We start from the raw sequence: 15,506 nt of genomic DNA, 5'->3' as shown, positions 1-15,506 counted from the left end.
CGTCCACAAGCATGATTCATGGCGACCACAGACAGGCAGGGGGAAGCGCAAAATGCGCAGGAATTTTTTGACGGCACTGATCGCCGCCATGGCCATTGCGGTCAGCGCATCCGGCACAGCGGCAGAGCCTGTTGCACCCAAGCCCGCGGCGCTGGTCGCGGATCAGGTGCCGGACATTCCGATGGATATTGTCGAAAAGACCCGCCCCTATATGGAGTTTCGCACCGCCAGTTTTGTCGACTGGGACGCGCGGACAAAATCCATGCTGATCAGCACCCGCTTTGCCGATACCCGTCAGCTGCACCGGGTGCGGAAACCCATGTCCACGCGCGAACAGCTGACTTTTGCCAGCGAACCGGTGCGATCCGCGAGCTATGCGCCTGACGGTTCATCACTGCTGTTTCAGAAAGACAGCGGCGGCAACGAGGTCAACCAGATCTTTGCTCTGAAAGACGGCCGTCCGAAATTGTTGACCGATGGCGAAAGCCGCAACAGCCTGGGTCCCTGGGCGAGCAACGGGAAAATTGTCGCCTTTGGTTCGAACAAGCGCACCGGGCTGTACAACGATATCTACCTGATGAACCCGGAAAATCCGGAAGGTGCGGTGATGCTGGTAGCATCGACCGGTGGCGGCTGGTTCCCGATTGATTTTTCCCCCGACAACAAGAAGCTGCTGGTGTTCAATTATGTCTCGATCACGGACAATCAGCTCTATCTCATCAATATTTTTGACGGCACCTCGACCAAGCTGACCAACAGCACCGAACCTGTCGCCTATAATGGCCTCAGCTTTGCGCCGGATGGTCAGCTTTGGGCAGCATCCGACTTTGGCAGCGATGTCCAGCGGGTCGGCGTGGTGGATCAGAAAACCGGCACGTTCACACCGGTTCTGGATGAGGAAAAATGGGATATCGCCGATTTCGATATCAACCCGGATGGCCGCTGGCTGGCCTATGAAGTCAATCAGGCCGGACGGTCGATGCTCAAAATCTATGACATGAAAAGAGGCCGTGTCCGGACCGTGAAGGCACTGCCTGCAGGGGTGATCAGCGATCTCAAATTTGCCCCCTGGGGCGAGCTCGGTTTCACGCTCAATGCCAACCGGACCGGCACAGATGCCTATAGTGTCGATCCGAAATCCCTCGACATCACCCGCTGGACGCGGAGCGAAACGGGCGGGCTGGATGCGGCGCGCAATGTTGCGCCCGAACTGATTGAGATTACGAGCTTCGATGGCGAAAAAATGTCGGGATATCTCTATCGTCCCGATCCGGATCGCCATTCCGGCCGGCGCCCGCTGATCATCAACATCCATGGCGGTCCGGAGGGACAGGCCACGCCCCGCTTTCTTGGCCGGAACAATTATCTGATCAACGAGCTGGGTGTCGCCATATTTTATCCCAATGTCCGCGGTTCGACCGGGTTCGGGAAACGGTTTGTGGCACTCGACAACGGGCCGTTCCTCCGGGAAAACAGCGTGCTCGACATCGGCGCGTTCCTGGAAAGACTGCAAAAGGACCGGCGCATTGACCGGAAGCGTATCGCGGTCACCGGCGGCAGCTATGGCGGCTACATGACGCTGGCGTCGATGTTGCGATACGGGGACCAGCTGAAAGCCGGACTGGAAGTCGTTGGTATCACCAATTTCGTCACCTTCCTGGAAAACACCCAGGCCTATCGCCGGAACCTGCGCCGCCGCGAATATGGCGACGAGCGGGATCCTGAACAGCGCGCGAAACTCGAGGAGATCAGCCCGCTGGGCCGCGCCGGTGAAATCGACCTGCCGCTAATGGTCGTGACCGGTGCCAATGATCCGCGGGTCCCCGCCAGTGAAGCGGACCAGCTCATTGAAGCGGTCCGCGCAAATGGCCGACCGGCCTGGCATCTGCTCGCAAAAAATGAGGGGCACGGTTTTCGCAAGAAGGCCAATGCCGATTATCAGTTCTGGGCCAGCCTGCTATTCTGGCAAAAGCATCTTCTCAATGACTCAGACGGAAAGGGGCGCTGATGGAACTGCTGCTGATTGGCGGGCTGCTTGCTCTCATCATCCTCGTCATCGACACCCGGCAAAAGCTCGCGGCGCTCAAGGATGAGATCATCCGGATGAAAAGCGAGACGCTGGACCGGCCCCGAGCCGACAGCGCTCCACCGCCCGAGCCGAAACCGGAGCCCGAAGTGCAGCCCCGGCCGACGGAAAAGCCTCGCCCTGTTGCCGTTCCGAAAGTTGCAAAACCGGCTCCCACCGCAAGAAAAGCGGCCGAACCGCTGCCCGACATTGTCCGCGAGAGCCCGCCGCCACCAGAAGAAATTGAACCGGAACCGCGCCCAAGTGCCGCCAAGCGCTTTGAGGAGCTGATCGGCGGCAAGCTGCCAATCTGGATTGGCGGAATTGCCCTGATCTTCGCGGGGTTTTTCCTCGTGCGCTTTTCGATTGAAGCCGGTCTGTTCGGTCCGACGGCGCGCTGCATCACCGCAACCCTGTTCGGAATCCTGCTGATCAGCCTCAGCGAATTCGGCTATCGCATCCCGCGTTTTGGCCAGATATTCCGTGACGACGCGCGCATTGGTCATTCCCTCGCCGGGGCCGGCATCGCCGTACTCTATGCGACATTGTACATGGCCAGCGAACTCTATGGTTTGCTGGGTCTGACCGGTGCCCTTGCCGGCGTGGTTGTCATCACCATCCTGGCTTTTGCGCTGTCGCAGAAACACGGTCCGCCGACGGCAATCATGGGGCTTATCGGCGGCTTTGCGGCGCCCTATGTTGCCGGACTCGGCGCTGAATCTGTTGCGCCGCTGTTGATCTATCTGGCCGTTTTCACGGCCGGGCTGTTCGGGCTCGCCATTTATCGCGGCTGGGCGTGGCTGGCGCTGCTGGCAACTGGCGGCAGCGTTATCTGGACCACCTTGCTGCTGTTTCTTGAAGTCAGCAGCACCGCGCCCTTCATCGGTGCATTCATTGTGCTGCTTGCCATTGGCGGCGTCCTGACCCTCGCCCGGACCGGCACCAGCTTTGCAATCGCACGCCCGGTCATGCAGTCCGTCCCTCTGGTGGTTGGCTTGCTGCAACTGATACTCCTCGCGCCGCTGATTGAGTTTTCACTATTGAGCTGGGCCTTTTTTGGAGTGCTGTCGGTCTTCAGCATTGCTCTGGCCTGGAAAGATCACAGTCTGACTCCGGCAGTGGCAGGTGCCCTGGGATTGTCGCTGACGATGACGGCCATCTCCTTCTGGAGTGACGGAGCCGGCCAGATGACGCTGACGGCGTCCGCCGGTTTGATCGCACTCTTCATGGTTGCGGGTCATCTGTTTCATGCGCGCCAGCAGGACGGGTGGATCTGGGCGGTCATTGGTGTCCTGGCGCCGGCTGCCTGGGCCATGGTTGCCGCCGCCGCCGGCAATCTCGACTGGAGCGAGAATATCTGGGCGCTGCTCTGTGCCCTTGTCGCGGCCAATGCGGCATTGCTGTCCTGGCGGGTCCGGATTCACGAAACCGGCCTTCCACAGCCTCTGGCGAGCGGAATCGCTGCGCTGTTCCTGGCATTCGCATTGTGGCTCTGGTTGCCGGAAGATGCAGCCGTGCTCGTCGCAGTCGCCGTAGCGGGCGGTCTCATCGCCTGGGCGGGTTTCGTCAATCGCCGATCTGTCAAAATCGAAGCGGGCCTGTTCATGGGGTTTGGCGGATTGTTGATGGCCGTTTTCGGCGCACCCTTGATTGAAACGCTGATGCAGTCCCTCGCTGGCGAAACTGATCTTTACAGCCTTCTTCCCGCAACTGGTGATATCGCGTTACAGGTTTTCGCTCCCGGCGTGGTCATGACGGCGCTCGCCTGGTTCTACCGCGATGTCTGGGGCAGACGCGGGTCACAGATCCTTGCCACCATCGGCCTGACCGCCTGCGGCGGATTTCTCTATCACCTCGCCAAGCAGCCACTGGCGATCGGGCCCATTCAGGCCTTTGCCCAATATGGCTTTGCGGAGCGTCTGGTCTTCACGCATCTGCTTGCGCTGGCCGGATGGCTGCTGTTGCGGCAGCCGTGGCCGGACCATCTCGCCCGGCCGCTGCATATGCTGGGCGCCGTGCTGGGCACACTGGCTCTGTTCCGCTTCCTCTGGTTTGACATCTTCCTCCTCAGCCCGATGGCGGAGATACAATATCTGGGAACCGCACCGGTCGCCAATCTGGGGTCCCTGCACTATGCCGCCATGGCGATCTGGTTGTGGGTTTTCGCGCGCACACCGGCAGTGCGCGATGCCCTCCCCAACCTGCCCCGGGCACTGGAAATCACCAGCCTGGTCGCGGCCATGGCTGCAGTGATGGTGACAGTCCGTCAGGCTGTGCATGGCTCGGACATTGCGTCTCCGGCCTTCACGTCGACCGAAACCTATCTTTACAGCGCGGCGCTGCTGATCCTCGCCATTGCCTGGCTGGCCCGGGGAATCCAGACCACCAATGTCGTCCTGCGCATTGCCGGTCTGCTGCTGATGACAGTGGTGACGTTCAAGGTATTCCTGTTCGATGCGGCCCAGCTGGACGGCCTGTTGCGGATCCTGTCCTTCCTTGGACTCGGCATCGCCCTGATCGGCATCGGCTGGATCTATGGCAAGGTCATGAAATCGGGAGAACCCGATCCGGAGAAAACGTGAATGCGGCTATCGGGTTCAACCATGAAGACCATCCTGTTTTATGCCATTGCCCTCGCGCTGGCCGCCTTCGCCCTCGAATGGCTGCAGTTTCAGTATTTTCTGAAACTCTATCCGGTTGAGATATATATCACCCTGATCGCGGTCGGCTTTGCGGCGCTGGGGGTCTGGGTCGGGTCGCGGCTGACGCGCAAAACGCCGCCGCAGCCCTTTGAACGCAATGATGCCGCGCTCCGGTCACTCGGCATTTCGGAGCGTGAACTGGAAGTGCTGGAAGCAATGACCCGGGGGGAGTCGAACAAGGAAATTGCCCGATCGCTGGAAATTTCGCCCAACACGGTGAAGACACATATCGCGCATCTGTTCGAAAAACTGCAGGTCAACGGCCGGGTACGGGCGATTGAGGAAGCGCGGAGCCTGCATCTGATACCCTGAGCAATTCGGGTGAAATGGCCCCGATCACCCGTCCGGGTGATTGGATTTCCGCCGGACCGATGTCATAACCAGCGCATCAGCGGAGGGGAAATCATGACAAGAACGGCACTTGTTTACGGAATCATTTCGGGGACCATTGTCATCCTGTCGATGCTGCTTGGCATCGTCACCAGCGGTGGCCAGGGCTTCTGGGCCTCCGAGCTGTTCGGCTATCTGATCATGCTGATTGCGCTGTCGATGATCTTTGTCGGAATCAAGCGGCATCGAGATCAGGAACTGGGCGGTGTGATCCGGTTTCTGCCGGCACTCGGACTGGGCCTCGCGATCTCTGCCATTGCCGCCTTTATGTATGTGTTCGTGTGGGAAATGTATCTGCTGTCATCCGACTATGCGTTTATCCACGAATATGCCGCCGGTGTGATTGAAAATGCCCGGGCGCGCGGAGTCACCGGCGAAGCGCTCGGCAAGGTCATCGCGGATACACAGCAGCTAACCGAAAACTATGGCAAGCCCTGGTACCGCTTGCCGATCACCTTCCTGGAGATTTTCCCTGTCGGTTTGCTGATTTCGCTGGTTTCAGCAGCCTTGCTGCGCAATCCGAAAATTCTGCCTGCGCGCAGCTGACCCTTCCAGACTTTCATCAGAAACGGAGACCAAAATGCAAATCGGAACCTTTTCACTCAGCCTCACCGTCAAGGATCTCAAAATCTCGCGCGCGTTTTACGAGAAACTCGGCTTCACGAAATTTCACGGCGAGGAAGCGCAAAACTGGCTGATCATGAAAAATGGCGACACGGTTATCGGCCTGTTCCAGGGGATGTTCCCGAAAAACATGCTGACCTTCAATCCCGGCTGGGACAGCAATGCCCAGACGCTGGAAAATTTCACCGATGTCCGGGACATCCAGAAGCAGCTCAAGGAAGCGGGTGTCGCATTTGATCAGGAAGCAGATCCGGACTCCAAGGGACCGGCGAGTTTCGTGATCACCGATCCGGACGGCAATCCGATCCTGTTTGACCAGCATGTCGAGGAATAGAATTCTGCCCGGCTAATCAGGCCCTTTTGTCGGTTGGCGAGCCCAGACAGATATGGGAGGTAATGCTCCCAACCTGGGGCAGTTCGCCGAGAATATCGGCATGGAACGCCTTGTAGGCGGCAAGATCCGCCACTTCGACGCGGAGCAGATATTCGACCGATCCCGTGATGTTGTGGCACTCGCGGACTTCGGGCGCCTCGGCAATCGCGTCCTCGAAAGCCAGGGCATCCTTTTTGAGATGTTCGGACAGGCCGACCATCACAAATATCGTGATCGCAGCGCCGCGTACCGCCGGATCGACAATCGCGCGATAGCCCTTGATCACGTCCCTGCGCTCCAGTTCCTGTACCCGGCGCAGACAGGCCGAAGGTGACAGGCCGACACGTCCCGCCAGATCGGAATTACTGATCCGGGCATTGATCTCCAGCTCACGCAATATCTTGCGGTTTATGAGGTCTATTTCCATCATTTATTGATATTTATCCCTATTCCATAGATCAAAAAGCAAGATATTTTCGGTCAATGTCGGCTATTATTGCAGAATAGTCAAATCCTGATGGAGCCCGGACATGATATCCTCTGATCCCGCCGCCTACGGCATTTCCAGCGACCGCGGTTTTCTCTCTCCGCACGATGCGCATGATGTGGTTTTGCCGGACCTTTTCGCGCCGGTCGTGAACCTGGCAATGGACCTGCCGCGGCTATTGGTGTCCGGCGAAGTCCGTCGGCATATCGCGACACTGCCCACACTGGACCTCAGTGATTTTTGTCAAGGTGCCAGTCTCGCCGAACAGCGTGCCGCCTTTGTGCATTACTCCTTCCTTGTTCAGTCCTATGTCTGGGGCGAACCGCAAGCCCCCCGATCCCTGCCGCCATCCATCGCCGTCCCGATCTGGCAGTTAAGCGATTCGATTGGCCAGCCACCGCTTCTGACCTATTCCGCCTATGTACTTGATAACTGGGGACGGATTGATTCCGGCAAAGAGATCGATCTGTCCAACGTCTACATGAATCAGCCGTTTCTCGGCGGGCAGGACGAAGCCTGGTTCGTACTGATTCACGTAGCGATTGAAGCCCGCGCGGGCGCAATGCTGGCGACCATTCCCGCATTGATCGCTGCCTGTGACAATGACGATACCGCCGCTCTGGAAAGCGGCCTCGCCGCCATGTCGACCGTCTGGGATGACATGAACGCCATTTTCAACCGGATGCCCGAACGCTGTGATCCCTATGTCTATTTCCATCGGGTTCGGCCCTGGATCCACGGCTGGAAGGACAATCCCGCGCTACCCGACGGACTGATATATGAAGGGGTCGCAGGGCTGAACGGAAAACCGCAAAGCTTTCGCGGTCAGACCGGCTCCCAGTCCTCAATTGTCCCTGCAATGGATGCCTTCCTGGGAGTCGATCATGCCGGTGATCCGCTGCGCACCTATCTTGATCAGCTGCATATCTATCGTCCGCCCGAACACCGGCGTTTCATTGACGATATCCGTGCGAACAGCCAGCTCCGCAATCATATTCAGAGGCAGGACAATGCCGCGCTGAAATCGCTCTATAATGACTGTATCGAAAATCTGACGCGCTTCCGGACCCGTCATCTGGAATATGCAGCAAGTTACATCAACAAACAGTCGCGCGGAGGATCCGGCAACACGTCCGATGTCGGCACCGGCGGAACACCGTTCATGAAATATCTGAAAAAACACCGCGACGAAGCGGACGCGCATCTGTTGCGCTAGGACAAAATGCAAAGGGGCCGGCGGAACGCACCGCCAGCCCCTTTTCTGCGAGCACTGAAATACTCAGGCGTATGCGAATGCCATAGCCGGTTTTTTTCTGCGGCGCATCGCACCACCAACCGCACCAAAGCCGATGATCATCATCGCCCAGGTTGTCGGTTCCGGTACCGCAGCGAGATTGAAGTTCACGTCCCAGTGCGCGAGGTTGCGGCCATTGGCATCCTCGACCAGAAGCCAGGACGAACCGCCAAAATCATTATTTTTGGCATTGGCACCCTGCCCCCACTGAAAAGCATAATTGCTGGCAAAAGGATTGGACCGGAGATTGAACTGGTTGCCGTCAATCGTGATCGAGCCCGTCGCGGTGGTGAAGAAATCGACATCCGGCGTATCGGTCAGCGGATCATAAGCGCCGCCACCTTCCTGCTTGTACTGAAAAGGCGAACCGTTGGTCGTCTCCAGAAACCCGCCGAGCAGGATGTTGATTTCCGCCACGGCATTGGATGGATTGATGGCCGTCCCGGTCAGAGAGCCGGTTCCGGCCACCGTGTCCACGGTAAAAATCATGTCTGACTGGAATTCGTAAAACCGGTCGGAACCGCTGTTCAGCGTATTGGTCCACAGACCGTGCTTGCCGGGCCCGCTTGTGTAGTTTGTTGCGTGGTAAACCAGCACCTCGGCTGAAGCCGCGGCAGGCATTGCCACCATGGCAATAGCTGCAGCAGACACTGCCAGCATCTTTTTCATTTTGTTCATTACATACCCCCGATTCCTTCCGGAGGTCTGGAAAACTGTCTGGAACGGGCCAGGACGCTTTCTCAGCGGTGTCCGGAAAGAATATCTCTTCCGTAAATCGACCCGGGTTCTTGCTAAAGGAGAAGCGGACGCAGAATCAAACCGCAACTGGTTGTTAAGGAAAGAATTTACTCCGTACGGCAGACTATTACCTGATTTTACTTGCTTAGCGCCAGTTTTGTCCCGTTTTGGCACATATCCCGTTAACCAGAATCCCAAGGATCAGGATCACCGTCTGTTTCCTTGAATCTTCAGAAATGAGGGTGTTCTGATGATTTTACCAGCCACCAAATCTTTGCCAGTTCGCAATGACCCGATTCTCGCTGTCGAGAACGTCATAGTGACCGTGCTGCGCAGCTGTTGAACAGGCATGGTTGGGCAGGATCCGCAGCTGGCTACCAACCGGAAAATCGGGCAATGAACCTGCCGACCCCGGCATCATCGCGATGATGCCGTGCTCCTGATTGGCACTCTCCATGATCAGATCCGGAATCGGCTGGCCGTCCGGATCACATACCAGGCCATATCCCTGATCAACGTCCTGGCTGGCTGTGCCCCTGTCCCGCGACATCGCCATCCAGCCGGCATCAACAATGATCCAGCCCTTGTCCGGCTGATGGCCGATCACGGTGGTCAGAACCGACAGCGCGATATCACGAACCCGGCATATCCCCAGCCCGGCCATGACAAGATCGAAAAACATGTACACACCGGCCCGGATCTCTGTCACTCCGGAGAGGTCAGCTACACTGAGAGCGGTTGGCGTGGAACCGATGCTAACAATCGGAACAGAATATCCTGCATCGCGCAGAATTTGTGCCGACTGCACAATGGCAGCCACTTCACCAGAAGCTGCCGCTGCGACTTCCTGTGAATTGCCCGCATCATACGACCCGCCGGCATGGGTCATCACTCCCGCCAGCTCTGCGCCATCGGTCAGCGCCTTTGCAACCGCAACAATGGCATCGGATTGCGCCGGTCGAAGGCCAGACCGGTGGCCATCACAATCGATTTCAATGAGGACGGGAATGGTCATATGGGTACGTGCCGCGAATTCGGAAATGCGGCGCGCGACGTCCGCATTGTCGGTAATGATCTTCAGATCCGCTCCCTGTTCTCGCACAGCCGCAACGCGCGCCAATTTGGACGGGACGATACCGACAGCATAGAGGATATCGCGGAACCCGGCCCGGGCAAAAATTTCGGCTTCCCGCAAGGTTGAAACGGTAATCGCTTGCTCCCGGCCACGCAGAACATGCTCGGCAATCTCCAGAGATTTGGCCGTCTTCAGATGCGGGCGATGCAGGATATCGGGTGCAACCTGGTCCAGATGCTTTTTCAGACGCGCGCTATTGGCGTCTAGCTTCGCCAGATCCAGCAGCAGCGCAGGTGTCTGGATTTCGGACAGAGGAACTGACGCAGTGGAACCGGATTCATTTTGCATGTCTCGATCCTGACGGGCCTCCGGAAACGGACAATAAAGTGCCGCAGGTCAAACAGCTAGCCCATTCCTGCCATCGCTTGCAATCACGGAGCGACCATGCGCATCAGTTCCGCGGTCATGATTGCGCCATAGGTCCCGAGTGCATATCCCAGAACGGCAAGCAAAACGCCCACCGGTGCCAGGGCCGGGTGAAAGGCGCCCGCAACCACGGGCGCCGAAGCGGCACCTCCGACATTCGCCTTGCTGCCAACCGCGATAAAGAAAAACGGCGCGCGGATGATCTTTGCAACAATGAACAGCAGGATCGTGTGGATCAGCATCCAGATAATCCCGACCAGCATCAGCAATGGCTGTTCCGCCATGCGAAAGATATCCATCTTCGTGCCGATAATGGCCACCAGAAGGAAAATCATCACGGTTCCGAATTTCGATGCCCCCGCTCCTTCAAGATCCCGCGCCCGCGTAAAGCTCAGCCCCAGACCCAGCGTGGTCGAGATCACCACAATCCAGAAGAAGCTGCTTGACAGCACACCCTCGGAGCTGCCGAAAGCTGATGCAAAGGCCGGGCCGATCAGACCCGCTCCGAAATGCGCCAGCCCCACCCCGCCAAAGGCAATGGCAAGCAGCACCATCAGTTCCTCCACCGTCGACTTGCGTTCGACGGCGAGGCTGAAATTCGCCATTTTGTCCCGCAGGGTTGCGATCGCGCTGGAATCGGCCTTCAGCCAGGCATCAATCTTGTCCGCATTGCCGGCACCGTAGAGCAGGAAGGCCATCCAGATATTGGCGACCACGATATCGATCGCCACCATCGCTGAATAGCGCTCGGGATTATAGCCATAGACCTCAAGCATGGCGGTCTGGTTCGCGCCGCCACCGATCCAGCTTCCGGCGAGCGTCGCCAGCCCTCGCCAGGTCGCATCGGCACCACTGCCTCCCACGGTTTCGGGACTGAACGATCCGACAATCATGATCGCCAGCGGACCGCCGATGATGATGCCCACCGTGGCAGTGAAGAACATGATCAGCGCTTTGGGTCCCAGTCCCCATACGGCCTTTAGATCAATGCTGAGTGTCAACAGGATCAGCGCCGCCGGAAGGAAATAGTTTTTGGCGATGTCCCACAGGCCGCTGTCTTCGGAGGATATGACACCGAAGCTGTTGAGCAGGGAGGGGATGAGGTAGCAGAGCAGAACGATCGGAACGAAAGTGAAAAACTTTGTCCATCCGCCACCGAGACTGCGGGCATAAAACAATACGCCCAGCATGATGGACAAGAGCCCGAAAGTGACGATGTCATTGGTAATCAGTGGCATGCTCAAGCTCCCGGGACCTGTTCCTGTTTTGGCTCGGCTTCGACCGGGTCCTCGACGATCTCAGGCGGTTGTTCTTCGGGTTTGACGTCGTCCTTCATCTCCACATCCGGCAGTTGCGGCTGATATGGCTCCCCTTTCACATGGGTTGCGTACCAGTCCAGCTCGGTGTTGATCTTGAACAGCTGATGGGAAGGCCTGCGGAAATTGTGCGGTTCGCCAGGCGCGAGATAAAGCGCGGTCGGCGTGCCGGTTTCCCGCACACCCCGATACATCATGATCACCTGTGTCGGCGGCACTCGCACATCGCGGGCGCCATTGAAAAACAGCGTCGGGGTGGTGACGCGCCAGGCATCCTTGAGCATCGACTGCTCCATATAGCTTTCCAGCGGGGCGTCCTTCTCCCAGGGCGAACCGCCGAACCAGGGCGTCCGGTTGTGGCGGACGTCGCTTTCGGCATATTGCGAAACCCAGTCCGAAGCCCCTGCTCCCGAAGACGCGGCCTTGAACCGGTCGGTAAAGGTTATGAGCTTGTTGGTCATGTGTCCGCCGGCGCTCCATCCCATTTTTACAAGCCTGTCCGGATCAGCCAGCCCGGCATCGATCAGGCTGTCAATGCCGTCGAGGACATCGAGATGGGCATTACGGAAATAGGCGCCGACCATGTCACGCATGAACGCGTCACCATATCCGGTGCCACCGCGATGATTGGGCAGGAACACACCATAGCCCTGACCAGCCAGCACCGACACATAACGGGACGTGTTCCACGACCCGAACTGGGACGATGATCGCGGGCCGCCATGGGTAATAGTAACCAGCGGGAATGCCTCGCTCGCGTCATGATCGACCGGATAGACGAGAACCCCTTCGAGATCTGTCCCGTCACGCCCTTTCCATCTATAGGCTTCCTGTTTTGGCAGGCGGATCCTTTGTGGCAGGTCCTCATATACCCGGGTTAACTGCCTGAATCTCCTGTCAGATCTCCGCTTGATATGGATCTCTCCAGGATTGCTGGCCGAGGTGATCCGCGCCAGATGGGTGCCGGTTTGCCGGTCGAACGTCCAGCTGCCGACGACATGATCGCCGCGAGTCAGGCGATCCAGTTTCCCGTTTTCAATGGTCAGCCGGTACAATTCCGTCCGCACGCCCGTATTGCCCAGCAGATAAATTCCGTCGCCAGTTTCATCCCATTCAAAGTCGACAATTTCCATCGGCACATCGGGCAGCATCAGCTCCGGTTCGGCCGCGCCGACATCCTGAATGAACAGATTGTCCTCATAATATTGTTCGCCCTTCTCATTGACCGTGGCGATGAAGGCAAACTGGCTGTTGTCCGGCGAGAGGCGAACTCCCGCTTCCTGATAGTCATTGTCGGTCAGGCGTACGCTGCTGTTGTCCGCCAGCCGGTAAAGCCAGACCTCATTGTCCTGACTGGCATAGCCGGCCCCTTCCGGGCGGCGAATGTGAATGATCGAGGCGCCGTCATCCGACAGGGCATAACCACGGATCGAAAATGCGCCGCTGATGACCGGACCCGACGCTTTCTCCTTCAGATCGTGCCACCAGATTTCCCGTGGCGTTGAGACATCATAGGGTTTCAGTTGCCACTGTTTGATCTCTTCCGGGGTGTCATCATTTCGGCCCGCGACGAAGAAGAAACCGGTGCTGTCCCTCAGCCATTTCAGATCTGAAACACTGGTTGGATGATCGGTCAGCCGGGACAGGCTGCCGCTGCCTGCATCGTAAAAATAGGCCTGACTGGTCTTCTCTTTCCGCCTCTTCAAGGTGGTGACAAAACCCGATCCGTCCGGTGCCCAGTACGCGGGGTTGCGATCAGAGCTATATCCCCGCCATCGCGGAAGATCGCGAACCTCCCCTGTCTCGATTTCGAGCAGTTGCAGATCGCGGATCTTTTTGTTTTTCTTCCAGTCCGTCCGGGTAAGGGCCAGGATCAGTTGCTCGCCATCAGGTGACAGGCCGGTATAGCCCACCCGCGGAAGCTCGACAAAGTCCACCGGCGACATGACTTGCGGTCCCGGATCGACCTCTGTTTCCTGTTCCTGCGCCGCTGCCGGAACCGCACAAAAACACAAAAGCCCCGCGAGAAACCCGTATCGTACAGACATAAATACCCCCAAGCATGACGGAGCGCGCAATCCCCGTCACGCTCACAACTACGCCGAAAACCGGAGTCATCAATGCGTTCGCGATGAGCTGTGCGCAAATTCGTAATTCGAAACGGGGCATGAATATTTCGCAAGACGCTGAAATACCGTGTTTAATTCAGGATAAATGCGCGAATATTTGTACCGGCAATTCATCGCAAAAGTCCGCACTGTGATCCACAGACCACAGTTTCTTGCGCATTTGACCGGGATCACTCGGCCCCGGAATCGTCCGTCCTTGACATCAAATCCGATAACTCCGGACCTTGCGGGTGGTCAGTTTGCTGTCCGCACCTGCCAGCTGTCCAGCCGATCCGGACAGGGATGACGGTCGCTCAGGATCACGTCCGCAGGCCGCTCGAGGCCATCAAACACTTGCCGCCAGTCAACGGACATGCCCAGCCGGATCAGATCTGCGCAGGCCAAACCGGTGCGCAGCATATCGCTGACCCGCAGATGCAGCCATTCCGGATTGAGGCAGGCATCGGACGTGCGCACGCCGGCAGGAGTGTTGTTGAACCAGGGCCAGTAAAATTCACTGTCAATTACCATCGCCCAGGCCTTGCTCAAATGGGAGCCATCCATTTCCGGGCTCAGGTCGATAACGGCTGATGATTCCGCCTCGTTTCGTTCTGCGTCGGTGAAGGGGACTGGGTCGACCAGCTGCACGTTCTGGACCGGGACAAGTCGTGACAATTCGGCGGCGATGGCGCCGCCCAGTCCGACCCCCTCAACATCTGCTGCTGTACCGGTGAACGCCGCGATCGCGGGCGCGACCGCTTGCGCAAAGGATTTCGCAGAGCCAGGTATTGCCTCTGCATTCTCCGTCGAAGCACCATGGCCGGGCAGGTCCACCAGCATGGCCGGCCGCTTGCCGACATGCCTTTCTGCCTGCGCACGGATCTGGTCACTGGAACCCAGCGCGTCGTGAATCAGGATCAGCGGCCGACCTTCTCCTTCGCGATTGATCTGTGCATGGATCTGCATGTCTCCGGAAGCGAAATAGCAGCGCTCCAGTTTCCCGGCCGGGCAGGTGTTCCGTTGCGGCTGCAGGGCCGGAGTATCGCCATGTGCGGCGATCCCCTTGCGCAACGCTTCGACCTGAACGCGGTAACGATCTTCGAGCGCAGGCCCGGCATGGAGGATCTCGAGGCAGTCCGGGACACCTTCCGCAATCAGCGCATCGGTGATCGCCAGCGCAATACTGCCTTCCCAGCGCATCATGGTCGTCGGCACATTCAGACCGTCCATATGCGCCCGCTTCTCGGTTTCAAACGCCGGACGGTAGGCCCTGGCATAACCGGATCCCGCCCGCAGATAGCGCAGGAATATTGTCTGGATCACCTCCACCGGCGGCAACGGGACGCCCAACCGGTCCTCCACCCGCTCCGATTGCCAGGGAAAGCTGACAAACAGGTGCCGGCACATGTCCCAGTAAGTCATCAGATGGCCGCCATCCCTGCGCGGCGTGACATCGGGGAAATAGCCGTCCAGCACACGGCAGCGATCCTCGTCAGACACATGCCCGTTGGTATCGAGCATGATCATTTTCACCCGGTCGGGATAGCGTTTGCCCAGCTCAATCGCGATCTGCGATCCGGTCGCCGCGCCATAGAGATAGAATTGTTCCATGCCCAGCGCATCTGCTGTGGCAATGACGCTGTCGGCATAATGGCCCATGTCCGGTTGCGCTTCGCTGATATCATCCGACAAACCGTAGCCGGGCGTGTCCAGTGCATGGCATTCACAGACCTCCGAAAGGGCCATGAGCGCCGGGACAATCGCTTCGGAACATTGCGGAGACGGGTGAAGCAAAAGCATCGCCGGTCCCTGCCCGGCGTGGCGGTAGTGCACCTGGCGGCCGTCGCTCAATGTTACATATTTGCGCTGCATCTTTGAATTCCCATGGTTTCGGGTCCGCGACCCCGG

The 15,506-nt window shown here is 58.2% G+C and carries 12 protein-coding genes; 6 read left to right on the top strand and 6 right to left on the bottom strand.

All coding sequences use genetic code 11. The features are described from left to right. Positions 1–52: 52 nt before the first annotated feature. The 5 genes from BUQ90_RS08955 (at position 53) to BUQ90_RS08935 (ending at position 6,115) form a co-directional block, all read left to right on the top strand. On the top strand, positions 53–2,008 hold the full coding sequence (locus BUQ90_RS08955; protein WP_074204651.1) for a S9 family peptidase: 1,956 nt from the start codon (positions 53–55) through the stop codon (positions 2,006–2,008). Continuing rightward, positions 2,008–4,647: a DUF2339 domain-containing protein gene (locus BUQ90_RS08950; protein ID WP_074204650.1), complete on the top strand. Its 2,640-nt coding sequence runs from the start codon at positions 2,008–2,010 to the stop codon at positions 4,645–4,647. Before BUQ90_RS08955 ends, BUQ90_RS08950 begins: the two co-directional genes overlap by 1 nt. A gap of 21 nt (positions 4,648–4,668) precedes the next feature. Further along, positions 4,669–5,079 (top strand): response regulator transcription factor, encoded by a 411-nt coding sequence (locus tag BUQ90_RS08945; protein WP_074205005.1) that lies wholly within the window; start codon positions 4,669–4,671, stop codon positions 5,077–5,079. Between the two features lie 93 nt (positions 5,080–5,172). Continuing rightward, a complete protein-coding gene (locus BUQ90_RS08940; RefSeq protein WP_074205004.1) occupies positions 5,173–5,703 on the top strand; it encodes a DUF4199 domain-containing protein in 531 nt (176 codons plus the stop codon). 34 nt (positions 5,704–5,737) lie between these two features. After that, on the top strand, positions 5,738–6,115 hold the full coding sequence (locus tag BUQ90_RS08935; protein ID WP_074204649.1) for a VOC family protein: 378 nt from the start codon (positions 5,738–5,740) through the stop codon (positions 6,113–6,115). Positions 6,116–6,131: 16 nt separating this feature from the next. On the opposite strand, the gene BUQ90_RS08930 is transcribed toward BUQ90_RS08935, so the two are convergent. Continuing rightward, the gene (locus BUQ90_RS08930) at positions 6,132–6,584 is read right to left on the bottom strand and encodes an Lrp/AsnC family transcriptional regulator (RefSeq protein WP_074204648.1); all 453 of its coding nucleotides are present in this window, start codon (positions 6,582–6,584) and stop codon (positions 6,132–6,134) included. 100 nt (positions 6,585–6,684) lie between these two features. Between BUQ90_RS08930 and BUQ90_RS08925 the strand changes: the two genes are divergently transcribed. Continuing rightward, the gene (locus tag BUQ90_RS08925) at positions 6,685–7,857 is read left to right on the top strand and encodes a PrnB family protein (protein WP_074204647.1); all 1,173 of its coding nucleotides are present in this window, start codon (positions 6,685–6,687) and stop codon (positions 7,855–7,857) included. Positions 7,858–7,920: 63 nt separating this feature from the next. On the opposite strand, the gene BUQ90_RS08920 is transcribed toward BUQ90_RS08925, so the two are convergent. The 5 genes from BUQ90_RS08920 to BUQ90_RS08900 all read right to left on the bottom strand — a co-directional run bounded on the left by BUQ90_RS08920 (position 7,921) and on the right by BUQ90_RS08900 (position 15,470). Beyond that, positions 7,921–8,613, bottom strand: a complete 693-nt coding sequence (locus tag BUQ90_RS08920; protein WP_074204646.1) for a PEPxxWA-CTERM sorting domain-containing protein — start codon at positions 8,611–8,613, stop codon at positions 7,921–7,923. Between the two features lie 316 nt (positions 8,614–8,929). Further along, positions 8,930–10,096, bottom strand: coding sequence for an alanine racemase (locus BUQ90_RS08915; RefSeq protein WP_074204645.1), 1,167 nt, complete (start codon positions 10,094–10,096; stop codon positions 8,930–8,932). Positions 10,097–10,179: 83 nt separating this feature from the next. Further along, positions 10,180–11,412 carry a DUF819 family protein gene (locus BUQ90_RS08910; RefSeq protein ID WP_074204644.1) on the bottom strand — a complete coding sequence of 411 codons (1,233 nt, stop codon included), beginning with the start codon at positions 11,410–11,412 and terminating at the stop codon, positions 10,180–10,182. A 2-nt stretch (positions 11,413–11,414) separates the two neighbouring features. After that, positions 11,415–13,538, bottom strand: a complete 2,124-nt coding sequence (locus BUQ90_RS08905) for a prolyl oligopeptidase family serine peptidase (RefSeq protein WP_084192582.1) — start codon at positions 13,536–13,538, stop codon at positions 11,415–11,417. A gap of 315 nt (positions 13,539–13,853) precedes the next feature. Next, on the bottom strand, positions 13,854–15,470 hold the full coding sequence (locus BUQ90_RS08900; protein WP_074204642.1) for an alpha/beta hydrolase: 1,617 nt from the start codon (positions 15,468–15,470) through the stop codon (positions 13,854–13,856). Positions 15,471–15,506: the final 36 nt, after the last annotated feature.

The sequence above is a fragment of the Parasphingorhabdus marina DSM 22363 genome (assembly GCF_900128895.1).
In the GTDB taxonomy this organism is placed as follows: domain Bacteria; phylum Pseudomonadota; class Alphaproteobacteria; order Sphingomonadales; family Sphingomonadaceae; genus Parasphingorhabdus; species Parasphingorhabdus marina.
This window is presented reverse-complemented; position numbering and strand designations above follow the sequence as displayed.